Below are 22,394 nucleotides of genomic sequence, written 5' to 3'. Positions count from 1 at the left end.
GCCGGGCGGGCGGGGGCCCGGACGGGTCGGCTCTGTCGAAACCTACCCGCCCGCCCAGGTGACTGCGGTAGGAGGTTGCCCGCACCGCCCCCCGAATCGGCCCCGAGCGTGGCGCTCGCCGGACGGGTCCGCCGGCGACGGGCCGCCCGCGTGGCGGGGGTGGACCGGGGCGTTCCCGCCCGCCGCCGGGTAGCCTCCCCCACATGGCGGACTCCTCCACCCAGTCGATCGTCATCGGCGCGTCACCGGATCGGGTCGCGGCGGTGATCTGCGACTTCGCGCGCTACCCCGAGTGGACCGAGGCGATGCGCCGGGCCGAGGTCGTCGAGGAGTACGAGGACGGCTACGCCAGCCAGGTCCGGTTCACCATCGACGCCGGGGTGATGGCCGACGAGTACGTGCTCGCCTACGAGTACTCCGAGGACCTGACCCGCATCGAGTGGCACCTGGTGGCGCCCTCGAAGATGCAGCGCTCCCAGCACGGGTCGTACGACCTGGTCGGCAACCCGGACGGGACGACCACGGTGACCTACACCCTGGAGGTGGAGCTTTCCGTGGGCATGCTGGGCATGTTTCGGCGCAAGGCCGAAAAAATGATCATGGATACGGCGTTGAAGCAGCTCAAGCTCCGGGTAGAAGAATCCGGTGCGGCGCGTTGACGCGACCTGCTGCGGCACGCCCGGCACGGTAGAGGAGCCGACCATGGGGGGTACCGAGCCGGGTTCGGCCCGGGAAGAGGCGGAGCGGCTGGTCGCCACGGCGCTCGCGGCGGCCCGGCTGGCCGGAATTCGCGCGGGCGTCGGTTCCGGTTCCGGGGCGGGCCCGTGGGGTCCGGTCGGTGGGATCCTGTCGAGTGTCCTCGGTCACAGTGCCGGCGGGCGGACGGCCGGCGGGCCCGCCGAGGCCGGCCGGGGCGGGTTCGCCACCGGTGCGGCAGAGTGCTGCATCTGCCCGGTATGCCGCGGTATCGCGGCGTTACGCGACCCGAGTCCGGAATTCGCCGAGCGGCTCGCCACCGGAGCGGGTGATCTGGCCGCCGGCGTGGCCAGCCTGCTGCGCGCGTTCGCCTCGGCCGACGACCCCGCGCACCGCCCGCAGGAGCCGGGGGACGCAGCGCCGCCCCCGCCCCGGACCGGGGCGCGACAGGAGTCGGGCGATCATGTGTGGCGCGAGGCCACCCGCACCGGGCATGATTCTCAGCCGGCGCCGGAGCAGGACGTGTGGTCCGCCGCGACCCGGGGGGAGGGTCGGGGCGTTCCGGCTGCCGACGTGCCGCCCGCCGACGACGCCGGGTCGGACGCGCCGGGGGACCCCCGGCCGACGGCCGGCCAACCCGGGGTGCCCGTCTCGCGGACGCCCGGCGGCGCGGGCGAGGACGCACCAGGCGACGAGGCCTGACCACCGGACATCCCGACCCACCCCACGGCGGTTCGCCGTGACGGTGCCGGACAGCACAGCAGAGGGGAGTGGCAGCGGTGACGCTGACCATCGGAGTCGACGTCGGTGGCACGAAGGTGGCCGGCGGTGTCGTGGACGACACCGGCAAGGTCCTCGTGCAGGCCCGACGGGACACCCCCGCCGACAACGTGGCCAAGACCCGCGACGTCATCATCGATGTGGTCACCGAACTCGCCGCCGGCCGGCAGATCTACGCCGTCGGCATCGGCGCGGCCGGCTGGATCGACGTTAGCCGATCAACTGTCCTCTTCGCCCCGAACCTGGCCTGGCGCGACGAGCCGCTGCGCGAGTACGTCAGCGTCGCGACCGGCCTGCCCGTGATCGTGGAGAACGACGGCAACGTCGCAGCCTGGGCCGAGTTCCGTTACGGCGCGGCCCGGCACGCCGACGACTCGATGGTCATGTTCACCATCGGCACCGGCGTCGGCGGCGGCATCGTGCTCGGCGGTGAACTGGTGCGCGGGGCCAACGGCATCGCCGCCGAGTTGGGGCACATGCTCACCGTCCCCGACGGCCACCAGTGCGGCTGCGGCCGGCTCGGCTGCATCGAGCAGTACGCCAGCGGCAGCGCCCTGGTCCGGTTCGCCCGCGCCGCCGCCCGCCAGGAGCCGCACCGGGCCACCGCACTGCTGGAACTGGCCGGCGGCGAGGCCGAGGCCGTCACCGGCCCGATGGTGACCGCCGCCGCCCAGGGCGGCGACCCCGTGTCCGCCGAGGCGTTCGCCCAGGTCGGGCGCTGGCTCGGCACCAGCCTCGCCGACATGGCGCAGATCCTCGACCCGCAGGTGCTGGTCGTCGGCGGTGGCGTCGTCGAGGCCGGCGACCTGCTGCTCGGCCCGACCCGGCGGTCCTTCACCGACGCGCTGGCCCAGCGCAGCCGGCTCCCGGTCGCCGAGGTGCGCCCCGCCGAGCTGGGCAACACCGCCGGCGTGATCGGCGCCGCCGACCTGGCCCGTCGGGTCTGAGGCGGGCCGGGATGAGCGAGAACGCTGGCGTGCCGCTGCGCGTCGTGTCGTACAACATCCACAGTCAGCGCGACGACACCGCCGCGCTGGCCGCGGTGGTCCGCGAGGCCGCGCCGGACGTGGTGATCGTGCAGGAGGCCCCCCGGCGGTTCCGGTGGCGGCAGAAGTCGGCCACGCTGGCCGAGTCGTTCGGGCTGGTGGTCGCCGCCGGCGGGCTGCCGTCGCTGGGCAACCTGCTGCTGACCAGCCTGCGGGTGCGGGTGCTCGACACCCGCTGCCAGCGCTACCCGCTGACCCCGGGCCGGCACCTGCGCGGCGCCGCGTACGCCGAGTGTCGGGTGGGCGGGGCACGGTTCCTGCTGGCCGGCTCGCACCTGGCCACCGACCCGGCCGAGCGGCCCACCCAGGCGGCGGCGTTCAAGCGGGAGTTGGCAGCCGCCGACCTGCCCGTGGTGGCCGGCGCCGACCTCAACGAGGGCCCCGACGGCTCGGCCTGGGCGACGGTGGGGGAGGGGCTGACCGACGCGGCGGTCGCGGCCGACAGGGCCGACCGGCACACCTACTCGTGCGCCGACCCGCGCCGCCGGATCGACGCGGTCTTCGTCGACCCCCGGATCACCGTGGTCGACTACGACGTGGTGGACACCCCGCAGACCCGCCGTGCCAGCGATCACTTCCCCGTCCTGGTCGACCTGCTGCTGCCGGCCACCGGCTGACCGTCCCGGGGCGTCCGACCCTCCACAGGGGCTGGACAAACCGGTTGGGTTACCGGAAGGATTTCGCAGCGACCGGCACTCGTGCCGCACCTAAGGAGAATCCGGTGTCCCCCTCCACCGACCCCGGCCGTCCCGAGCCGGAAGCGGCGACGCTCGCCCCGACCCGGGAGGGCCGCCCGGTTTCCGACCGGGGCGACACGGTCTGCGTCATCGGGGCCGGGGCCAGCGGCCTGACCGCGGTGAAGAACCTGCGCGAACACGGCTTCGGCGTCGACTGCTACGAACGGGAGACCGGCGTCGGCGGCGCGTGGAACTGGCGACACGACCGCAGCCCCGTGTACGCCAGCACCCACCTGATCTCGTCGCCGCCGTTCACCCAGTTCCCCGACTTCCCGATGCCGGACGACTGGCCGGACTACCCGCACCACAGCCAGTTGCTGTCCTACTTCGAGCGCTACGCCGACCACTTCGACCTGCGCCAGCACGTCTGGTTCGGCACCGAGGTGGTCCGGGTCGAGCCGGTCGCCGGCGACCGATGGGACGTCACCACCCGCAGCACCGGCGGGTACGGCCCGGAGCGCACCTCCCGGTACGCCGCCGTGGTCGTCGCCAACGGCCACAACTGGTCGCCGAAGCTGCCCCGCTACGAGGGGCTGGAGGAGTTCCGGGGCGAGATCATGCACGCCTCGTCCTACAAGGACCCGGCCCAGTTGCGCGGCAAGCGGGTGCTGGTCGTCGGGGCCGGCAACACCGGATGCGACATCGCGGTCGAGGCGGCCCAGCAGGCGTCCCACTGCTGGCACTCCACCCGCCGCGGCTACTGGTACGCCCCGAAGTACGTCCTCGGGCGCCCCGCCGACCAGGTCAACGACCGTCTGCTGGCGCTGCGGGTGCCGCTGCGGATCCGGCAGTGGCTCTACCACTGGACGCTGCGGCTCACCGTCGGCGACCTGACCCGGTTCGGCCTGCCGAAGCCCGACCACCGGGTCTACGAGACCCACCCGATCGCCAACAGCCAGCTCGTCTACTACGTCGGGCACGGCGAGATCGCCCCGGTGCCGGACGTGGCCCGGTTCCACGCCAAGGCGGTGGAGCTGACCGACGGCCGCCGGATCGAGCCGGAGCTGGTCGTCTTCGCCACCGGCTACCTTCCCCGCTTCGAGTTCCTCGACCCGAAGATCCTCGGCGACGCCGACGGGTCGGGCCGGCCCCGGCTGTGGCTCAACGCCTTCGCCCCCGGCCATCCGACCCTCGCCGTCGCCGGCCTGGTCCAGTCCGACTCGGGGATCTTCACCCTGTCGCACTGGCAGACAGTGCTCTTCGCCCGGCTGCTCACGCTGCGCCTCACCCGGCCCGACCGGGCCGCCGTGTTCGCGAAGCGGGCCGCGGCCGGGGTCGGCGAGCGCTACGCCGGCAAGGTCAAGGACAGTAGCCGGCACTGGTTCGAGGTCGGCCACGCCGACTACCTGCGCGCCGTGCAGCGCGCGATGTACGACCTGGAGGAGAAGTGAGCGGCGGCGGGGAACGGGTGCGGATCATGCGCGGCCGGGAGTGGGCCCGCCCGGTCCGCCCGGCCCGCCGCGAGGTGCTCAGCGCGCTCCCCGAGCTGGAGCAGGGCCGCCCCCCGCTGCTGTTCGTGCCCGGCTTCGGGCACGGCGCGTGGGCGTTCGCCGAGCACTGGCTGGAGCACGCCGCCGGGCGCGGCTTCCCGGCGTACGCGCTGAGCCTGCGCGGGCACGGCGGCAGCGAGCCGGCGCCGGAGGCGACGCTGCGGGCGTACACCCACGACGTGACGCAGGTGGCGGCGGGCCTGCCGCGCCAGGCGGTGCTGGTGGGGCACGGCGCCGGGGCGCTGGTGGTCCGGCACGCCCTGGCCCGCTACCCGGCCCGGGCGGCGGTGCTGGTCGCCCCGGTGCTCGGCGAGTGGGGGACGCTGGGCACCGCGCTGCGCCGCAACCCCGGCGGCACCCTGCCCGCCCTGGTCGGCGGCGGGCTGCGGCTGAGCCGCCGGCAGCTGTTCAGCCGCGAGTTGCCCGACGCCGAGGCCCGCCGGTACGCCTCCCGGCTCGGTCGGGCCGGCCGGCGCGCGCAGTGGCAGCTGCTGACCCATCGCGACCCGGAGCCGGCCGTGGGTCACCCGCCGGTGCTGGTGCTGGGCAGCCCCGACGACCGGGTGGTCCCGCCGGCCGCGCTGACCCGGGCCGCCCGGCGGCACGGCGGTGCGCCGCTGCTCTTCCCCGGGATGGGGCACGACCTGATGCTGGACGCCCGCTGGCGGGAGCCGATCGACGCGATCCTGGACTGGCTGGAGAAGGAGCACGCCCCGGCCTGACCCGCGCCGACGCGGCCGGCCGGTCAGCCGGTCGTGCCGATGTGGTTCAACAGCGAGCCCTCGTCGTCGAGGGCGCTGAGGTAGGAGCGCGCCCAGGCGTGGATGTCGTTGCGGTGCAGGTGCTCGCGCATCGCGCGCATCCGGGCGGTCACGTCGGCCGGGTCGGCCTGGAGCGCGGCCAACAGCTCCTGCTTGAGTCCCTCCAGGTCGTGCGGGTTGACCAGGTACGCCTGCGGCAGCTCCGCCGCCGCGCCGGCGAACTCGCTGAGCAGCAGCGCACCGGTGTCGTCCACCCGCGCCGCCACGTACTCCTTCGCGACCAGGTTCATTCCGTCCCGTAGCGGGGTCACCGCCATCACGTCGGCGATCCGGTAGAGCGCGGCCAGCTCGGCCCGGTCGAACGGCTGGGTGAGGTAGTGGATGGCGGGCTCGCCGACCCGGCCGAACTCTCCGTTGATCCGCCCCACCTCGCGCTCGACCCGGTCACGGAGGATCTGGTACTGCGTCACCCGCTCCCGGCTGGGCACCGCCACCTGCACCAGCACCGTGTCGCGCACCTTGACGTGCCCGCTGGCCAGCAGCTCGCTGTACGCCTTGAGACGCTGCTCGATGCCCTTGGTGTAGTCCATCCGGTCGACGCTGAGGATGACCTGGTCGGGGTCGCCGAGGTCCTGGCGCAGCCGCCGGGCCCGGGCGGCCACGTCGGGGCGGCCCGCCAGGGCGGCCATCTCGGCGGTGTCGATCGAGACCGGGAACGCCCCGATCCGGACCACCCGGTCGCCGACGCTGATCCGCCGGTCGGTCGCGGGCAGCTCCAGCACCTTGGCCACCAGCTGGGCGAAGTTGTGCGCGGCCTGGGCGCGCTGGAAGCCGATCAGGTCGGCACCGAGCATGCCGCGCAGCAGTTCGGCCCGGCGGGGGAGCTGCATGAACAGCTCCGGCGGCGGGAACGGCACGTGCAGGAAGAAGCCGATCCGCAGGTCGGGGCGCAGCTCGCGGAGCAGGCCGGGGACCAGTTGCAGGTGGTAGTCCTGCACCCAGACCACCGCGCCCCGCTCGGCCACCTCGGCCGTCGCCTCGGCGAACCGCTGGTTGACCCGCTGGTACGCCTCCCACCAGCGGCGGTGGTACTCGGGCTGCTCGACCGCGTCGTGGTACAGCGGCCACAGGGTGGAGTTGGCGAAGCCCTCGTAGTGGTCGCGAAGATCCTCGGAGCTCAGCGGCACGGTGTGCATCCGGACACGGTCGACGTCGGGCAGGGCCGGCGCCGGCCCGGTGCCGCCCGCCCAGCCGACCCAGGTGGCCGGGGTGTGCCGGAGCAGGGGATGCAGGGCGCTCACCAGCCCGCCGGGGCTGCTTCGCCACTCGCAGGCGCCGTCGGGCGCCACACTGTCGTCGATGGGGAGGCGGTTTGCCACCACCACGAGGGAACTCTGTCGCATCTCGGGCATTCCGATCAGCAGAGACTGACCACCGCGAGCGAGGAACAACCGGGCAGTCAGTGGGGGAAGTGACGTACAGCGGTATTCCTACTGACAGTAAGTTACACCACTGTTACGCCTCTCGCGGTGGGCGGCGGCGTCCCGCAATCCGGGCACCCGGCGTCCGTGCCCGGGAACGGTACGCGATGAAGCGTGCCCCTGCCGCCTCAGACCCGGGCGCCGTTGTCCGGGTCGTCGTCGGAGTCACCGGGGCGCAGCCGCCAGATCAGCGTCACGAAGCCGGCCAGTATCCCGGTGAACCCGAACAGGGTGACCACCGACGAATCCACCGGTAGCAGCGTCGGCTCCAGGAAGAGCACGAAGCCGATGATGATGGCGAGCACGCCGGCCACCGCGTACTTGGAGATCCGGGGCAGGGGTGGGGGCGGCGGCGGGGTGTAGCGCTCCTCCGCGCCGTCGGGCAGGTCGGCGCCGAACGTGTCCAGCCCGTCCAGCAGCGACGGCTCGTCCTGCCGGCCCTGGCCCACGGAGACGCCGGAGATGTCGGCGGCCCAGGGCAGCCGGCGCACGTCGGTGGCGGTCCCGCCCTCGTCCGCGCCAACCCGGCCGGCTCCGCCCGCCGCCGGCTCACCCGGCTCGTCGTCGACGTCCTCCGCCGCGGGCCAGGGGTGCGCCCCGGCGGCCGGGGCGGTGTGGAAACCGGCCACGATGCGGGCCCACTCGGCGTCCACGTCCGGCTCGTTGCGGGCCGGCTCGGCGGGGGTTTCTTCGGCGAGCTGGGTGAGGTAGTCACGCGCCGTGGTCAGGTGCGACCGGTCGACGTAGAGCCGGTCGACCGGCCGGGACGGAACGGTGGTGGTGCGGGTGACGGGGTTCAGGTCGGCCGACGGCTGAAGGTACGCCGCGATGCCGCCGGCGGCCAGCACGTCGAGCAGGTGCTCGCCGACGCGCGGATCCACGTCGCCGGCGACTGCGTACTCGCTCGCGTCGATCCCGTTGTCCCGCCGCCCTCGGCGGGCCCCACCCGCTGTCACCGGACATCCTCCCTCGGCGCACCTCGCGGTGCGGTCGCCCCGGCGCCCCGCACGCCGTGCCCTGAATCGTGACACGTCGGGGCCCCATTCCGGGAGTGCGTTGTGGCGTGCCGCTCCTGGTTCGTCGGCTCACGGCCGACGGTTCCGCCCGCCGACGGCACCCCCGTGGCTGATGAAGTACATCATCCTCGCGAGCAACCACCTGTCCTTCTCCGATTCGATCTTCACGCCGCCGGCCGTCAAGCGAAAAGTCACATTCATCGCCAAAGCGGAGTAGTTCACCGGTAAGGGGCTCAAGGGCCGGCTGGCGAAGCATCGCCGCCGGCGTCCTCGCCGGCCGCGTTCTGTGCCAACGAGCCGGGGGCCGTTGACGAGCGGTGAGTGGGTGGGGGTCCTGCCCGGTGGTCCATGTGGAGTTGCCCCGTTCGTGCTACCGCCGACCCGATAGCGCAGACGGGGCAGCTCCACATGGACCAACCGACGCTAGGCACAGCTCAGGTCGTCTCCAGCCCGGACGGGCGGCTACGCCTGCGGGCCAGCACCGGCACCGGCACCGGCGAGGCGGAGCAGGCCCGGCGCGTGGTTGCGGCCAGCGAACTCCTGCACCTGGGCCCGCACCTCGGCCGCGCCCGGCGGGTCCACCTCGCCGAGGGTGGGCAGCGCGAGCGCGAGGGCGAGCGCGTGGTCGGTGATGTCGCCCATCCGGCGGTACTGTTCGGCCGCCGACCGGAACAGCCCGGCGGCGGCGAGGGTGTCCCCGGCCGCCCGGGCGAGCGCGGCTTCTGCCTCCTGGCCGGCGGCCAGGGCCCACGGGGTCGTCCGCGGCGAGCGGGCCAGCAGCTCCCGGACCTGTCGGGCGGCGTCCCCGCCGAGCACCACCGCGACGTGCCCGATCGCGGGAACCCACTCGGCGAACGGGATCATCCGGGTTCGCCGCCAGTCGTCGTCCAGCTCGGCGAGCAGCCGTAGCGCCTCGGCGTCGCGTCCCTGCACCGCCCGGCAGAGCGCGGCGTGGGCCAGCGTCGAGCGGAGCACCCGGTGGAAGCCCGAGCGTCGGGCGGCCAGCACCGCCCGCTCCACCTGGCCGTCCTCGCCGCCCTCCTCGGCCCCGACCCCGCCGGCCCCGTCCGGCCCGGTGGCGGCCCGCTCCGGGTGGTCGCGCAGCGCCCGCAGCCAGCCGGAGACCGCGACGATGTGCAGGTCCCACTCGGCGGTGGGCCGCCGGGTCGACTCGGCCACCAGCGCTGCCGCCGAACCCCAGTCCCCGGCGTAGTACGACCGGGCCCACTGGTCCTCGAAGCTCGTCGCGAGGCTGTGCTCGCCGCCGAGGTCCAGCGAGTGTTGCTCGTCCACGAGCCGGGCCGACCCGGCCAGGTCGCCCTCCTCCTGCAACACCCAGGCCAGGTTGTGCACCGCCCGGCGGCGGCTGGTCAGCCGCTCCACCCGGCAGTGCTCGGTGATCTCGGCCAGTTCGGCGTACGCCTCGCCGACGCCGGACAGGTAGCGGGCCACGGCGAGGGTGATCCGGGCGTTCGCGCTCACCTCGCGCAGTTGCAGGCGCTCGGCGAGCCCGGCGGCGGTCCGGGCCGCCGCACAGGCCGGGTCGGTCTCCGCGTTGAACATGTGCACCCGGGCCAGCTCCAGCAGGGCGCCCGCCTTCTCCTCGGTGTCCGGCAGGTCGACGTAGATGCCCAGCGCCCGGTCCAGGCAGCGCAGCGTCTCCGACCGGTCGGCCCGGCTCCACGCCGCCGTGGCGAGCAGCGTCCAGGCCCGGGCCGCCCCCGTCCACTCGCCGGCCTCGGCCAGCCGGTCGGCCAGCTCGGTCAGCTTGCCCGCGCCCTCGGCCACCAGGAACGCGTCGCCGTCGCGGTAGAACGCCAACTCGGCGTCGAACAGCTCCAGCGTCGGGTCGGGCCCGCCGGCCAGGGCCAGCGCCCGCCCGACCAGGGTCGCGGCGGTGTCCAGCGCGTGCAGCTCGTTCGCCCGCCGGGCCGCGCGGTGCAGGGCGGCCCGCGCCGCCGGTGCGTACGGGGCGGTGTCCAGGCCGACTGTGCGGGCGATCTCGTGCGCCGTCCAGCGGTGGTTGGCCAGCACCTCGACGAGGTCGTGCTGCCGACCGTCGGTGACCTGCTCCAGCCAGTCGGCGGTGCGCTGGTGGCGCAGCACCCGCTCGGCGCGGGGAAGCCGCTGGTAGCAGACGTCCCGGACCAGGATGTGCCGGAAGCGGTACTCGGGCTGCCCGGGCATCGCCGAGGTGGGCTGCTCGTACACCAGGTCGCGGCGTTGCAGCCGGTCCAGCGCCCGCTCGACCCACTCCACCGGCCGGCTCAGCGCGGTGGCCACCGGCCCCGGCCAGAACTGCACGCCGACCACCGCGGCGGCCTGGAGCACGGCCCGGTCGGACGGGTCGAGCAGGTCGAGCCGGTTGGCGATGACCGCCTGCACGGTGCGCGGCATCCCCGGGGAGCCGGCCGGGTCGAGCCGGACGTCCGGCCGGGTCGCGTCGAGCAGCCCGCCGTCGAGCAGCATCCGGGCGTACTCCTGGGCGTAGAGCGGGTTGCCGTCGGCGAACTCGATCAGTGGCCCCCGGGACTCGGGCGGCAGCGCGGCCTGCCCGAGCAGCAGCGAGTAGAGGGTGTCGATGTCCGCGTCGTGCATCGGCGGCACCGAGATCGACATCGCCCCGCTGATCGTCCCGGTCCAGGCCGGGTGGCGCTCCCGCAGCTCCGGCCGGGCGGTGGCCAACACCAGCAGCGGCACGCCGCGTGCCGCCGCGCCGAGCTGCTCGACGAAGGCGAGCATGGCCTGGTCGGCCCAGTGCATGTCCTCGAAGACCAGCACCGTCGGGCCGGCGGCGGCCAGGGTGAGCAGGAACCGCCGCCAGGACGCCTCGGTCTCGCCCGGGGTGAGCCGCTCGCCGGGCAGGCCGATCAGCGGGCCGAGCTGACCGGCCAGCCGGACGCCGTGCCGGTCGGCCAGCCCGCCCAGGCGGCGCCGCAGCAGGTCGTCGAGGGCCGTCGGGTCGTCGACGTCCGACACGCCGACCCACCCCTTGACGATGTCGGCGAGGGCGGCGTACGTGACGTTCTCGCCGAACGGCGGGCACTGCCCGACCAGCCAGGCGACCGGCGGCCCGGGCAGGCTGGCGGCGTGCCGGGCCAACTCGCGCAGCAGTCGGCTCTTGCCCACCCCCGCCGGGCCGAAGACGGTGACCAGCTGCGAGGTGCGCTCGGTGATCGTCCGGTGCAGGGCGTTGACCAGCAGGCCGCGCTCGTGTTCCCGGTTGACCATCGGGGTCAGCTCGGCGGTGCTCAGGTCCCGCTGGGGCAGCGCGCGGACGGCCAGCCAGATCCGGCTGATCGCCGAGCGGCCCCGCAGTGTCACCGAGGGCTGGACGGCGTACTCCATGTCGTGCCGGGTGGCCGTCCAGGTGCTCTCGTCCACCACCACCCCGCCGGAGGGGGCGAGGGATTGCAACCGGGAGGCCGTGTTCACCACGTCCCCGGTGACGAAGCCCTGCCCGCCGTCGCGGGCCGCGGAAAGGTCGACCAGCGCCTCGCCGGTGGCGATGCCGACCCGGAACCCGAGCGGCGGGTGCGGGCCGGCGGGCTGACGGGCCAGGTTCCGTTGCAGCTCCAGCCCCGCGCGTACGCAGCGCAGTGCGTCGTTGTCAGTGGCCACCGGCGCCCCGAACAGCGCCATCACCGCGTCGCCGATGTACTTCTCGACCACCCCGCCGTACTGGTGCACCAGCTGGCGCACGGTGGCGAAGTAGCGCTGCTGGAGGCTGCGGGCCTGTTCCGGGTCGGCCCGCTCGGCGTACGTCGTGAAGTCGACGATGTCGATGAACAGGACGCTGACCTGGCGGCGGTCCTCCTGCGCCGCCACCGGCCGGTCGTGCAGCGGCTGGCCGCAGCTCGTGCAGAAGTTGGCCTCGGCGCCGTTGGCGTGCCCGCAGCGGGCGCAGCTGCGGCTCAATGCCTGCCCGCACCCGCCGCAGAAGCGGTCGTCGGGACCGGCTCCGCGTGAGCAGTGTCCACACTTCAGGTCGATGGTCGGCTCCGTAGCGCGAGGTGACCCCAGTATCACGCCCCTGCCGCTGAGTCGGCTACCCGATATGTGGACGGACTGTGCGGCTGATCGGGCCAGACTAACCTTCCACTCAGGAGATACCCCGTCAGGAGAGTGCCGTGCACGTACGACTGTCCGCCCCGTGGATGGATTCGCGCGGGACCGTGTGGGCCCCGGGCGACACGGTCGAGGTCGACGCCGTCACTCTCGCCTCACTGGAGGAGCAAGGCATGGTTGAAGCACCGGACGGCCAGGGTACTGGTCCCGAGAACACCACGAACACCACGTCGACGCCCCCGCCGAAGCCCAAGCCGACCGATCCGACACCGATCGGTCCCGGCCCGGGTGCACCGCCCGCGGACGAGCCGGGCAACTGAACAACGGGACACGTCAATAACCGGTGAAAGGGCCGGCGGGCCTCGCCCGCCGGCCCTTCTCGTCGTCAGGGGGCCGCCGGGCCGGGGTGGCTCAGCGGTCGTTCATGCCGGCCCGGCGGCGTAGCGCCCCCACATCGGTGACCACGATCCGGCGGCCCTCGGTACGCAGCCAGCCGCGGCTGGCGAACGAGCCGATCGCCTGGTTGACGCTCTGCCGGGAGCCGCCGGCCATCTCCGCGAGCTGACTCTGGTTGAGCTCGATCGTGATCATCGGGGCCTGGCTCTCGCCGGCCAGCCGGACCAGCGTCTTGGCGACCCGACCGGGCAGGTCCAGGAAGACGTGGTCGGCGTTCTGCTCGGTCAGCCGGCGGATGAGTCCGCCGAGCGAGCGCATCACCGCGTCGAGGATGCGCGGGTTGGAGTGCACCAGCTCCATGAAGGCGGGGCGGGACAGCGCGAGCGCCGCGGAGTCCTCGATCGCCTCGGCCGACGCCGAGCGGGTGGACGCGTCGAGCAGGGAGACCTCGCCGAGCACGTCCGGGGGGCGGATCACCGACAGCACGGCCCGTTCGCCGGTCGGCGCGGTGCGGAACACTGCCACCGCGCCCCGGCGCAGCACGATCAGCGACTCGCCCGGGTCGTTCTCGACGAAGAGCAGTTGGCCCTTGCGATACGTTCGCGGCACCGCCGCCGCGATCACCCGTTGGCGCACCTCCGGCTCGAGGCCGGCGAACATGTCGACGCCGGTTAGGGCGTCACCCGGCTCCGGCAGGCGCATCTCCACGGCCCAACCCCTCCCCGGTCAAGGACAACTCGCAGCCGGGTGAACCTGACAGCCCCCGGTACGAGGTTCTGAACCGGTTCGGCGTCCGGTAGCGGTACACATCAGATCATGACGGTCCAGTCGCTTGCTGTACACCCCTGGAAACACTTCCGTGACACTCCCGAGCTGCGACGAAGGGCGGCGGGGCGGGCCCCGGCCGACGGCGGGTGACGCGGGTGGGCCAGGATGGGCACGATGGTCTACCGCTATTTCTACGACTGCGAGTTCATCGAGGACGGGCGCACCGTCGACCTGGTGTCGATCGGCGTCGTCGACGAGAACGGGCGCGAGTTCTACGCCGTCTCCACCGAGTTCGATGACTCTCGGGCCGTGCCCTGGGTGCGCCGCAACGTGCTGGACAAGCTCCCCTCGCCGGCCGACCGGGCCTGGCGGTCACGGGAGCGGATCCGCGACGACCTCCACGAGTTCCTGGTCGAGCCGGTCCGGGACCGGCCGGGCGAGCAGCTGGAGCTGTGGGCCTGGTACGCCGCGTACGACCACGTGGTGCTGGCCCAGCTCTGGGGTGCGATGCCGGCGCTGCCCCGGGAGATCCCCCGGTTCACCAAGGACCTGCGGCAACTCTGGGACGACCGGGGGCGCCCGCCGCTGCCGAACGCCGACGCCGCCCGGCACGACGCGCTGGTCGACGCCCGGCACAACCTCGCCCGCTGGCGCGCGATGACCGCCCGCTGACCTCGTCGGCTCCTTCAGGTTTGGTCGGGTCCGTCCCGGGCACCGCGTCGACATCCGGTCGATCGAGGGGGTATCGCCATGAGCAGTGAGCCGACAAGTGCCGCCGACGCCCGGCACCGGGTCACCGAGCTGATTCGCGAGGCGCGGATCTGCATGCTGACCACCATCGGCCTGGACGGGCGGCTGGTCAGCCGGCCGATGGGGCTCCAGGCGGCGAAGTTCGACGGCGACCTGTGGTTCTTCGCCCATGCCGACTCGGCGAAGGTCCGCCAGCTCCGGGTGAACCCGGAGGTCAACGTCAGCTTCTCCGACCAGCGGAACAACGCCTGGGTGTCGCTGTCCGGCACCGCGCAGGAGGGGTGCGACCGGGCCCGCGCCGAGCAGTTGTGGAACCCGTTGTTGAAGACCTGGTTCCCGGACGGCCCGGACACCCCCGGGCTGACGCTGATCAAGGTGCACGTCAGCTCCGCGGAGTACTGGGGCTCGCCGAGCGGCACCGTGGTCAACCTGCTCGGCTTCGCCAGGTCGGCGGTCACCGGGAAGCAGCCGAGGGCGGGGGAGAACCGGGAGGTGATCTTCTGAGCGGTGGGCGGGCCTGCCCGGGGCGCGCGGTCGACGCGCAGCTACGACGGCTACAGTTCGCACTGACGGCCCGCCCCGGGCCGGCAATGGCGCCGATGGTCTGATCCGACACATATCCTGGGGCAAATCGGGCTTCACCTGATGCTCCAGGAGGATGAGCAGATCATGCGTATTGGCGTGCTCACCGGCGGCGGCGACTGCCCGGGTCTCAACGCGGTAATCCGGGCGGTGGTCCGCAAGGGCGTCGCAAACTACGGTCACGAGTTCGTGGGCTTCCAGGACGGCTGGAAGGGTCCGCTTGAGGGCCTGTCCAAGCCCCTGGGCATCGCCGAGGTGCGGGGCATCCTGCCGCGCGGCGGCACCATCCTCGGCTCGTCCCGCACCAACCCGTTCAAGATCGAGAACGGGGTCGAGCGGATCAAGGACAACCTTGCCGCGCAGGGCGTGGACGCGCTGATCGCGATCGGCGGCGAGGACACCCTCGGTGTCGCCACCAAGCTGTACGAGCTGGGCGTCAACGTGGTCGGCGTGCCGAAGACGATCGACAACGACCTCGGTGCCACCGACTACACCTTCGGCTTCGACACCGCTGTCAACATCGCCATGGAGGCGATCGACCGGCTGCACACCACTGCGGAGAGTCACCACCGCACCCTGGTCGTCGAGGTGATGGGCCGGCACGCCGGCTGGATCGCCCTGCACGCCGGCCTGGCCGGCGGTGCCAACGTCATCCTGCTGCCCGAGCGGCAGTTCGACGTCGAGCAGGTCGCCGGGTACGTCGAGAAGCGCTTCCAGCACCAGTACGCCCCGATCGTCGTGGTCGCCGAGGGCGCCCAGCCGCTGGACGGCCAGATGGTGCTGCACAACCAGGAGCTCGACTCGTTCGGCCACGTCCGCCTCGGCGGCATCGGCCAGTGGCTCGCCGAGCAGCTGGAGGCCAAGACCGGCAAGGAGGCGCGGACCGTCGTGCTGGGCCACATCCAGCGCGGTGGCACCCCGACCGCGTTCGACCGGGTGCTCGCCACCCGGCTCGGCCTCCAGGCGATCGACGCGGTGCACGAGGGCGACTGGGGCAAGATGGTCGCGATGCAGAGCACGGACATCGTCCGGGTGCCGCTGGCCGAGGCCACCCGCGAGCTGAAGACCGTGCCGCTGGAGCGGTACGAAGAGGCCGAGGTCTTCTTCGGCAGCTGACGCCCACGCGGCGCGTGCGGCACCCCCTGGCGGGGGGCGCCGCACGCGCCGCCGGGCTTGCGCCGCGGCCGGTCCAGGGCGGCCGCGGCGGCCGTCGCGCGGGCCGCCGCCTCCGGGTCGGGCGTCCGGCGGGGCGACGACACACTGGAGCGACGCGAGGCGGGCGACTGAGGGGGTACGGCCATGGCGGCGGGGAAACACACCGTGGCGGTGATCGGGGCCGGCAAGATCGGCGAGCTGATGCTCTCCGGTCTGCTGCGGTCCGGGTGGCCGGTGGAACGGCTGCTCGCCACCGCCCGGCGGCCGAGCCGGGCCGAGGAGCTGACCGCCCGCTACGGCGTCCGGGTGGTCGACAACCTGACCGCGGTGGACGAGGCGGCGGTGCTGGCCGTCTCCGTGAAGCCGCAGGACGCCTCCGCCCTGCTCGACGAGATCGGGCCGAAGGTGCCGGCCGACAAGCTGGTCATCTCGCTCTGCGCCGGCCTGCCCACCACCTTCTTCAACCGGCGGCTGCCCGAGGGCACCCCGGTGGTCCGGGTCATGACCAACACCCCCGCCCTGGTCGACGAGGCGATGAGCGCGATCTCGGCCGGCGCGCACGCCACCGGCGAGCACCTGGCCCTGGCCGAGGAGATGTTCAAGCCACTCGGGTCGACCGTCCGGGTCCCCGAGTCCCAGCAGGACGCCGTGACCGCCCTGTCCGGCTCCGGGCCGGCGTACTTCTACCTGCTGGTCGAGGCGATGATCGACGCTGGCATCCTGCTCGGCCTGCCCCGACAGGTCGCCCACGAGTTGATCGTGCAGACCGCGATCGGCTCGGCGGTGATGCTGCGCGACTCCGGCGAGCACCCGGTGAAGCTGCGCGAGGCGGTCACCTCGCCCGCCGGCACCACTATCTCCGCCATCCGGGAGCTGGAGAACCACGGCGTCCGGGCGGCCATGCTCGCCGCGCTGGAGGCGGCCCGGGACCGCGCCCGGGAACTGGCCGCCCAGTCCGAGTAGCGGCCCGGCACCGGTCACCGTTCCGCCGCAGCGCCGGCCGCCGCCTTTTGGACGGGCCGGCGGGACATGTCGTCCACAGGAATGCCCCATACTGTCGCGGTGTTCACACTCGCCCAGGCGCGGCACCTGGCGGCCACCCTGCACCCACGCGTCGACGAGCTGATCCGGCTCCGGGCCGACCTGGCCGAGCTGCGCGTCGACCTCGCCGACGGTGGGCTGAGCCCGCTCGGCGGTCTGGCCGAGGTCAAGGGCCTGGAGGCCCGGCTGCACGGGATCGTGGACGAGCTGCACGAGCACGGCATCCAGGTCAAGGGCATCGCCCCGGTACTGCTGGACTTCCCCGGCGAGCGGGCCGGCCGCCCGGTGCTGTGGTGCTGGCTGGAGGGCGACTCCGACGTGCGCTGGTACCACCGCGTCGAGTGCGGCTTCGCCGGCCGCCGCCCGGTGTGAGCGCAGGGCATCGCGCCCGCGACGACCGTCCGCCCCGCCACGGTCCGGTGTCCGACTGAGCCGCCCGGAGCCGGCTGCCCCGCCGTTAGCCTGGGCAGGTCTTTGCTCGAAGCGGGGGCGGGTCAATGCAGGTCAGGCTTCTCGGACCGGTCGACGTGATGGTGGACGACACTCCGCGAACGGTTTCCGGCCTGCGGCGCAAGGCCGTGCTCGCCGTGCTTGCCCTGCACTCGGGCGAGATCGTCAGCACCGGCCGTCTCGTCGATGTGATCTGGGGCGACCGGGCACCCGCGACCGCGCGGAACACCTTGCAGAGCCACGTGTCCTACCTGCGCCGGACGATCGGCGTGCGGAACGTGATCGTGTCGCGACCGCCCGGCTACGAGCTGGACGTGCCGGGTGAGGCCACCGATGTCGAGGCCGCCGAGCGCCTCATCCGCGACGGTACGCGCACCACCGATCAGGCGTACGGACGCTCGTGCCTGCGGACCGCGCTCGGTCTGTGGCGCGGTCGGGCGCTGGTGGACGTCGCCGGCCTCGGCTGGCTGGACGAGCAGGCCGAGCGCCTGGAACACGTCCGGCTGGTGGCGGTGCGGGCCCTCGCGGATGCCCGGTTGGCCCTCGGCGAGCATGCGCAGCTCGTTCCGGAGCTGGACCAGCTCAGCCAGGAACACCCGCTCGACGAGCACATCTACCGACAGCTCATGCTGGCGCTCTACCGCACCGGCCGGCAGTCCGACGCGCTGGCGACGTACCGGCGGCTGCGTCGCACGCTCCACGAGGAGCTGGGGATCGAGCCGAGCCCGGCCCTGCGTGAGTTGGAAGGCGCCATCCTGACCCAGGACCCGGCCCTCGACCCTGCCCCGCAGCCGATCGAGGTGGCCGCCGGTGCGAGGCGCCCGTCGATCCCCGCACACCTACCGCCCGCGGTGTGTGCCTTCGCCGGCCGTACCGCCGAACTCCGCCGGCTCGACGAGCTGCTCGCCGGGACGGACGAGAACGGTCCGACGGCGGTGGTCATCTCGGCCGTGTCGGGAACCGCGGGGGTGGGCAAGACGGCGCTGGCCCTGCACTGGGCCCACCAGGTCGCCGACCGTTTCCCGGACGGTCAGCTGTACGTGAACCTGCGCGGATTCGACGCCGGCGGTTCGGTGCTGGACCCCACCGAGGCGGCGCGGGGGTTCCTGGCCGCGCTCGGAGTTCCGGTGGAGCGCATCCCGGCGGACCTGCCGGCGCAGGCCGGTCTCTACCGCAGCCTGCTGACCGGCAAGCGGGTCCTCGTGCTGCTGGACAATGCCCGCGACGCGGAGCAGGTCCGCCCGCTGCTGCCCGGCTCGGCCGGCTGTCTCGCCGTGGTGACCAGCCGCAACCAGCTCGCCCCGCTGGTCGCCATCGAGGGCGCCCACCCGATCGCTCTGGACGTGCTGCCGACCGAGGAGGCCCAGGACCTGCTGGCCCGCCGGCTGGGCGCCGACCGGGTGGCCGGGGAACCGGACGCGGTGCGCCGGATCATCACGAGTTGCGCACGGCTGCCCCTCGCGCTGGCCATCACCACCTCCCGGGCCGCGACGCGCCCCGGCTTTCCGCTGGCCGTGCTCGCCGAGGAGCTGCGGGACGCGGCGGACGCCCTCGACGCCTTCGACGGCGGGGACCCGACCACCAACGTACGGGTGGTCTTCTCCTGGTCCTACCGCGCCCTGGGCCAGGATGCCGGCCGGTTGTTCCGGCTGCTGGGTCTGCATCCCGGCCCGGACATCGCCGTGCCCGCCGCCGCCAGCCTCACCGGCATCGCGCCGCGCCAGGCGCGGGTCCTGCTGGCCGCGCTGGCCCGGACCCACCTACTCATCGAGCACGCGCCGGGGCGGTACCTCTTCCACGACCTGTTGCGGACCTATGCCACCGAGCTGACCCACGATCTCGACAGCGAGGCCGACCGGCGGGCGGCGGTGCGCCGGCTGCTCGACCACTACCTGCACGTCGCGTACGCCGGTGCCCGGCTGTTGCAGCCGTTCCGTGAGCTGATCGACCTGGAACCCGCCCTGCCCGGTGTCACGACGGTGTCGCCGGCGGACGCCGAGCAGGCGATGGCCTGGTTCGACGCCGAGCATCCGGTGCTGCTCAACGCCGTGGCCCGGGCGGCCGAGGACGACATGCACGGACACGCCTGGCGGCTGGCCTGGACCCTGTCCGACTTCCTGGACCGCAAGGGACACTGGCACGACTGGGTGGTGACCCACGAGACCGCGCTGGCTGCCGCCCAACGGTTGGTGGACCTCCGAGCCGCCGCGAGGGTCCACTGCGGCCTCGGCCGCGCCCGGGCCCAGTTGGGCCGGTTCGCCGACGCCCATGCCCACTTCCGGTCGGCAGCCAGCCTGTCGGGCCAGCTCGACGACCCGGCCGGTCAGGCGCACGCCGACCGCAGCATCGCCTGGCTGTACTCCCGGCAGGGGCAGCACCGGAGGGGACTCGTCCACGCGCTGCGCGCGCTCGAACTATTCGAATCGGTCGGCGACCGTCCGATGCAGGCCAGGGCCCTCAACACGGTCGGCTGGCAGTATGCCCAACTGCGCGACCACGGGCCGGCCCTGCGCTACTGCCAGCGGGCGTTGCGCCTGCTCCGCGAGGTCGGCGACCGCTTCGGCGAGGCCAACACCTGGGACAGCCTCGGCTACGCCCACCACCACCTCGGCGAGTACCAGGAGGCCACCGCCTGTTACCGGCGGGCGGTCGAGCTGTTCCGCGATGTCGGCGACCGCTACTACGAGGCCGACACGCTCAGCCATGCCGGGGACAGCCGCCAGGCGGAAGGCGACCTGGACGCCGCCCGCCGGTCCTGGCAACGGGCCCTGGACATCCTCGACGCGCTCGGTCACTCCGACGCCGAACGGGTTCGCGTGAAGCTCCGCCGGTTCCCAGGACCGCCGCAACTGCTCGGCCCGGCTTCGCCGAGCCCGGTTCGTTGACCGCGCCGTAGCCGTTTCAGCGTCGCGTCAGGCCCGTTCCAGCCCCGGCCGCCAGAGTACGGAGAAGGCGCGAACGCGCCCGACCGTTAGAGGCCGGCCGGCTGTCCGCTGGCGGACGGGGGCACCCGGAACACCATCGCCAGGCGGCCGAGCCGGCACAGCCGGACACGGTGACCAGGGGGCGACGAGCTGCTTCGTCGACCCCTGGTCACCGCCTGTCTCGCAGGCCAGCGGGCGACGGCGGACGGTGAGCGCTCCACCGCTCGTTGGGATTCGCCCCCGCCACCGGCCCGACGTTGCGCCGGCGCCTGCCTGGCAGCCGACTGACAGCGTCTACGTGTCGGCGGCCGGAAGATGACGCCTCAGCCGTTCGTTCACCATGTGCCACGGGTGGTCGTCGGCGGTCGTCCTCGGCCGTAGGGCCTCCGTCTCCGTGAACTCCACGCCGGCTGCGGCGAGCAGCCGGACGTGTCCGGCGTACGAGGGGTGCACCGTCATGCTCTGCTTGGCGTACGGGGAGGCGAGGATCGGCAGGCCCGACATGAGTAGCTCGTTGAGAATGCCGAGGGCGACGTTGTCGTTGATGCCGAGTGCCCACTTGTTGACCGTGTTGAAGGTCGCGGGTGCCACCAGGACGGCGTCGGCCTCGGGGTGCACGGCGGGCTCTCCGGGCGTCCGGGGCGTCCAGCGGACGGGGTGACCGGTCCGCTCGGCCAGGGCCTCCCTGTCGATCCAGGTGGCGGCCGTCGGCGTAGCGATCACGCACACCGTCCAGCCGTCGCATATGAGCAGCTCGACCAACTCGCCGATTCGCTGCGCGGGGGGAGCGGCGCACACCACCAGGTACAGGACCGGATGGTCGGTCATGAAGTCAGCCCAGCTCGCGTAGCCAACGGCCGAAGCCCGGGCGTTGCTGATCGGCGCTCCTTCGACAGCAGGTTCGCCACAAGCGTGCGGGCATGAATGTTGGCGCTGATTGTCTCCGGCGCAATCCGCTCGGCCTCCAAGAAATGGAGCACGGCCAGGGACGGTCCCTCGTTGTTCGCTGCGCTGGCTACCGCGAGGTCGAGGTGAACCTGAGCTCGTCGGCTGACCAGGCCCGCCGGAAGCTTTGAGGTGTCAAGGGGCTTGCTGACCTCAAATGCTCGGTCGTACTGGCCGGCATCGACTGCCACCGAAACGCGGTGAATGACCACGTTGGTCGGGCCGAATGCGGTCCACATCCGGTTCCCGTCCGCTCTCAGATTCGCGGCCAACCGCTCGGCGTCTGCGAGGCGTGAATCCGCGTTGTCTGAACGGCCGAGCCGTGCTGCGACGACGGCACTCAGCAGTGTCAGTGCGCCGCGAACGGAGAGCAGGTCCGGGTCATCGATCCGTTGGCGTACTGACAACTGCTCGATGCTCGCCAGCGCCGTCTGTTCCGCCTCGTGCATGTGACCAGGCAGGCGCAGGTAGGCGCAGGATGCCTGGTAGGCAGCCACTCCGGCGAGGGCCTTGTCCTCGACGAGATGTGCGGCGGTGGCGGCTCGGTCAGCGGTGACGAGGGCGATCTCTCCGTCTCCGGCCTTGACGGCCAGCTTCGATGCGGCCAGGTATGCGGCAGCCAGCAGTTTGATGGCTGTGCTCCGCTGTGGGCCCGAGCTGTTGCCCGCCAGAACGGTCGCTTGGCTGAGGACGTCTGGAACCTGGCGGGCCACGTTGTCATAGCTAGCCTGCTGGTACAAGCGATGGAGTTGTCCGACGCTACGCCGGACATCCACAGTGCGAGGTTCGAGCCGAATTGCTGGCGGCAGGTAGCTGGTAGTGAGGAAGGCCCGCAAGGGGCTTAGTAGCTCTGTGCGAGCCGGGGCTGCCTTCGCGTTATCTCCCATGGCCTGCCCTCGCCTCCGTACGATCGATACATCGCCCAGCATGCCGTCGAACTGGTCGGGCGTGACCCGGAGGACAGCCGCGATGCGGGTGCGGTGCCAAGGTTGAGGGTCGGTCTCCGCGTTCTCCCACCTGACGACGGTGGAACGGTCGACGCCGAGTGTTTCGGCGAGCCGTTCCTGACTGAAGCCGAGTGTCTTGCGGCGCTGGCACAGCCGGTGTCGCTTGAGTGCCACGGGCACCGTCCCTTCGTACTCGGGACCACTCTAGTGACGCTGCGTACGTTCGGCAGATACTCAGATGCCTCAGTTGTGCGACATTTCAGCTCCTTTGACGCTGTAGCCCCTGGTCACGGGGCCGGCGAGGGTGGGGGCATGGCCCGGGGCGGGTGCCGGGCTCCGGTGGGAGCGTCACCCCGAGCGC

Annotated in this window: 18 protein-coding genes and 1 pseudogene; 13 read left to right on the top strand and 6 right to left on the bottom strand. The window is 72.9% G+C overall.

Annotation, left to right across the window (positions count from 1 at the left end):
- Nucleotides 1–203 precede the first annotated feature (203 nt).
- From ACQPZO_RS22130 to ACQPZO_RS22105, 6 genes are all read left to right on the top strand, one after another.
- Nucleotides 204–659: an SRPBCC family protein gene (locus tag ACQPZO_RS22130; RefSeq protein ID WP_405106001.1), complete on the top strand. Its 456-nt coding sequence runs from the start codon at nucleotides 204–206 to the stop codon at nucleotides 657–659.
- A gap of 43 nt (nucleotides 660–702) precedes the next feature.
- Nucleotides 703–1,398, top strand: coding sequence for a hypothetical protein (locus tag ACQPZO_RS22125; protein WP_433343622.1), 696 nt, complete (start codon nucleotides 703–705; stop codon nucleotides 1,396–1,398).
- 77 nt (nucleotides 1,399–1,475) lie between these two features.
- Nucleotides 1,476–2,423, top strand: coding sequence for an ROK family glucokinase (locus tag ACQPZO_RS22120; RefSeq protein WP_433343620.1), 948 nt, complete (start codon nucleotides 1,476–1,478; stop codon nucleotides 2,421–2,423).
- Nucleotides 2,424–2,434: 11 nt separating this feature from the next.
- Nucleotides 2,435–3,139: an endonuclease/exonuclease/phosphatase family protein gene (locus ACQPZO_RS22115; RefSeq protein ID WP_433343618.1), complete on the top strand. Its 705-nt coding sequence runs from the start codon at nucleotides 2,435–2,437 to the stop codon at nucleotides 3,137–3,139.
- Nucleotides 3,140–3,243: 104 nt separating this feature from the next.
- Nucleotides 3,244–4,650, top strand: coding sequence for a flavin-containing monooxygenase (locus tag ACQPZO_RS22110; RefSeq protein ID WP_433343616.1), 1,407 nt, complete (start codon nucleotides 3,244–3,246; stop codon nucleotides 4,648–4,650).
- A 26-nt stretch (nucleotides 4,651–4,676) separates the two neighbouring features.
- The gene (locus ACQPZO_RS22105) at nucleotides 4,677–5,471 is read left to right on the top strand and encodes an alpha/beta hydrolase (RefSeq protein ID WP_350882942.1); all 795 of its coding nucleotides are present in this window, start codon (nucleotides 4,677–4,679) and stop codon (nucleotides 5,469–5,471) included.
- A 23-nt stretch (nucleotides 5,472–5,494) separates the two neighbouring features.
- Here ACQPZO_RS22105 and ACQPZO_RS22100 read toward each other — a convergent pair whose 3' ends face one another.
- Both ACQPZO_RS22100 and ACQPZO_RS22095 read right to left on the bottom strand, forming a co-directional pair.
- Entirely contained in the window at nucleotides 5,495–6,913 is a 1,419-nt protein-coding gene (locus ACQPZO_RS22100; protein WP_433343614.1) for an alpha,alpha-trehalose-phosphate synthase (UDP-forming), read from the bottom strand.
- A 206-nt stretch (nucleotides 6,914–7,119) separates the two neighbouring features.
- Nucleotides 7,120–7,947, bottom strand: coding sequence for a DUF308 domain-containing protein (locus ACQPZO_RS22095; protein ID WP_433343612.1), 828 nt, complete (start codon nucleotides 7,945–7,947; stop codon nucleotides 7,120–7,122).
- A gap of 181 nt (nucleotides 7,948–8,128) precedes the next feature.
- Here ACQPZO_RS22095 and ACQPZO_RS22090 point away from each other — a divergent pair.
- Nucleotides 8,129–8,221: pseudogene (locus ACQPZO_RS22090) on the top strand (1-acyl-sn-glycerol-3-phosphate acyltransferase); the annotation flags it as partial.
- A gap of 248 nt (nucleotides 8,222–8,469) precedes the next feature.
- Here the strand turns inward: ACQPZO_RS22090 and ACQPZO_RS22085 are convergent.
- A complete protein-coding gene (locus ACQPZO_RS22085; protein ID WP_433343611.1) occupies nucleotides 8,470–12,036 on the bottom strand; it encodes an ATP-binding protein in 3,567 nt (1,188 codons plus the stop codon).
- A gap of 450 nt (nucleotides 12,037–12,486) precedes the next feature.
- Nucleotides 12,487–13,179, bottom strand: a complete 693-nt coding sequence (locus tag ACQPZO_RS22080) for a Crp/Fnr family transcriptional regulator (RefSeq protein WP_161690328.1) — start codon at nucleotides 13,177–13,179, stop codon at nucleotides 12,487–12,489.
- A 234-nt stretch (nucleotides 13,180–13,413) separates the two neighbouring features.
- Here ACQPZO_RS22080 and ACQPZO_RS22075 point away from each other — a divergent pair, with 234 nt between their 5' ends.
- The 6 genes from ACQPZO_RS22075 (at nucleotide 13,414) to ACQPZO_RS22050 (ending at nucleotide 20,102) form a co-directional block, all read left to right on the top strand.
- On the top strand, nucleotides 13,414–13,911 hold the full coding sequence (locus ACQPZO_RS22075) for a polyadenylate-specific 3'-exoribonuclease AS (protein ID WP_350882944.1): 498 nt from the start codon (nucleotides 13,414–13,416) through the stop codon (nucleotides 13,909–13,911).
- 78 nt (nucleotides 13,912–13,989) lie between these two features.
- Nucleotides 13,990–14,493, top strand: a complete 504-nt coding sequence (locus ACQPZO_RS22070) for a pyridoxamine 5'-phosphate oxidase family protein (RefSeq protein WP_433343610.1) — start codon at nucleotides 13,990–13,992, stop codon at nucleotides 14,491–14,493.
- Nucleotides 14,494–14,658: 165 nt separating this feature from the next.
- Nucleotides 14,659–15,687 carry a 6-phosphofructokinase gene (locus ACQPZO_RS22065; protein WP_350882946.1) on the top strand — a complete coding sequence of 343 codons (1,029 nt, stop codon included), beginning with the start codon at nucleotides 14,659–14,661 and terminating at the stop codon, nucleotides 15,685–15,687.
- A gap of 183 nt (nucleotides 15,688–15,870) precedes the next feature.
- The gene (proC, locus tag ACQPZO_RS22060; RefSeq protein WP_433343609.1) at nucleotides 15,871–16,689 is read left to right on the top strand and encodes a pyrroline-5-carboxylate reductase; all 819 of its coding nucleotides are present in this window, start codon (nucleotides 15,871–15,873) and stop codon (nucleotides 16,687–16,689) included.
- A gap of 99 nt (nucleotides 16,690–16,788) precedes the next feature.
- On the top strand, nucleotides 16,789–17,139 hold the full coding sequence (locus tag ACQPZO_RS22055) for a DUF2203 domain-containing protein (protein WP_433343607.1): 351 nt from the start codon (nucleotides 16,789–16,791) through the stop codon (nucleotides 17,137–17,139).
- Nucleotides 17,140–17,264: 125 nt separating this feature from the next.
- Nucleotides 17,265–20,102: a BTAD domain-containing putative transcriptional regulator gene (locus tag ACQPZO_RS22050; RefSeq protein WP_433343606.1), complete on the top strand. Its 2,838-nt coding sequence runs from the start codon at nucleotides 17,265–17,267 to the stop codon at nucleotides 20,100–20,102.
- 333 nt (nucleotides 20,103–20,435) lie between these two features.
- On the opposite strand, the gene ACQPZO_RS22045 is transcribed toward ACQPZO_RS22050, so the two are convergent.
- Nucleotides 20,436–20,969, bottom strand: a complete 534-nt coding sequence (locus ACQPZO_RS22045) for a flavoprotein (protein WP_433343604.1) — start codon at nucleotides 20,967–20,969, stop codon at nucleotides 20,436–20,438.
- Entirely contained in the window at nucleotides 20,966–22,207 is a 1,242-nt protein-coding gene (locus ACQPZO_RS22040) for a helix-turn-helix transcriptional regulator (protein ID WP_433343602.1), read from the bottom strand. The genes ACQPZO_RS22045 and ACQPZO_RS22040 overlap by 4 nt, the downstream gene beginning before the upstream one ends.
- Between the last annotated feature and the right edge of the window lie 187 nt (nucleotides 22,208–22,394).

The sequence above is a fragment of the Micromonospora sp. CA-111912 genome (assembly GCF_050948415.1).
In the GTDB taxonomy this organism is placed as follows: domain Bacteria; phylum Actinomycetota; class Actinomycetes; order Mycobacteriales; family Micromonosporaceae; genus Micromonospora.
This window is presented reverse-complemented; position numbering and strand designations above follow the sequence as displayed.

Excerpts from the sequence above, each read along its gene's own strand:
- ACQPZO_RS22070 (WP_433343610.1), top strand. The coding sequence starts at position 13,990 with ATGAGCAGTGAGCCGACAAGTGCCGCCGACGCCCGGCACCGGGTCACC.
- ACQPZO_RS22050 (WP_433343606.1), top strand. The coding sequence starts at position 17,265 with ATGCAGGTCAGGCTTCTCGGACCGGTCGACGTGATGGTGGACGACACT.
- ACQPZO_RS22045 (WP_433343604.1), bottom strand. The coding sequence starts at position 20,969 with ATGACCGACCATCCGGTCCTGTACCTGGTGGTGTGCGCCGCTCCCCCC.
- ACQPZO_RS22115 (WP_433343618.1), top strand. The coding sequence starts at position 2,435 with ATGAGCGAGAACGCTGGCGTGCCGCTGCGCGTCGTGTCGTACAACATC.
- ACQPZO_RS22125 (WP_433343622.1), top strand. The coding sequence starts at position 703 with ATGGGGGGTACCGAGCCGGGTTCGGCCCGGGAAGAGGCGGAGCGGCTG.
- ACQPZO_RS22065 (WP_350882946.1), top strand. The coding sequence starts at position 14,659 with ATGCGTATTGGCGTGCTCACCGGCGGCGGCGACTGCCCGGGTCTCAAC.
- proC (WP_433343609.1), top strand. The coding sequence starts at position 15,871 with ATGGCGGCGGGGAAACACACCGTGGCGGTGATCGGGGCCGGCAAGATC.
- ACQPZO_RS22130 (WP_405106001.1), top strand. The coding sequence starts at position 204 with ATGGCGGACTCCTCCACCCAGTCGATCGTCATCGGCGCGTCACCGGAT.
- ACQPZO_RS22100 (WP_433343614.1), bottom strand. The coding sequence starts at position 6,913 with ATGCGACAGAGTTCCCTCGTGGTGGTGGCAAACCGCCTCCCCATCGAC.
- ACQPZO_RS22105 (WP_350882942.1), top strand. The coding sequence starts at position 4,677 with ATGCGCGGCCGGGAGTGGGCCCGCCCGGTCCGCCCGGCCCGCCGCGAG.
- ACQPZO_RS22075 (WP_350882944.1), top strand. The coding sequence starts at position 13,414 with ATGGTCTACCGCTATTTCTACGACTGCGAGTTCATCGAGGACGGGCGC.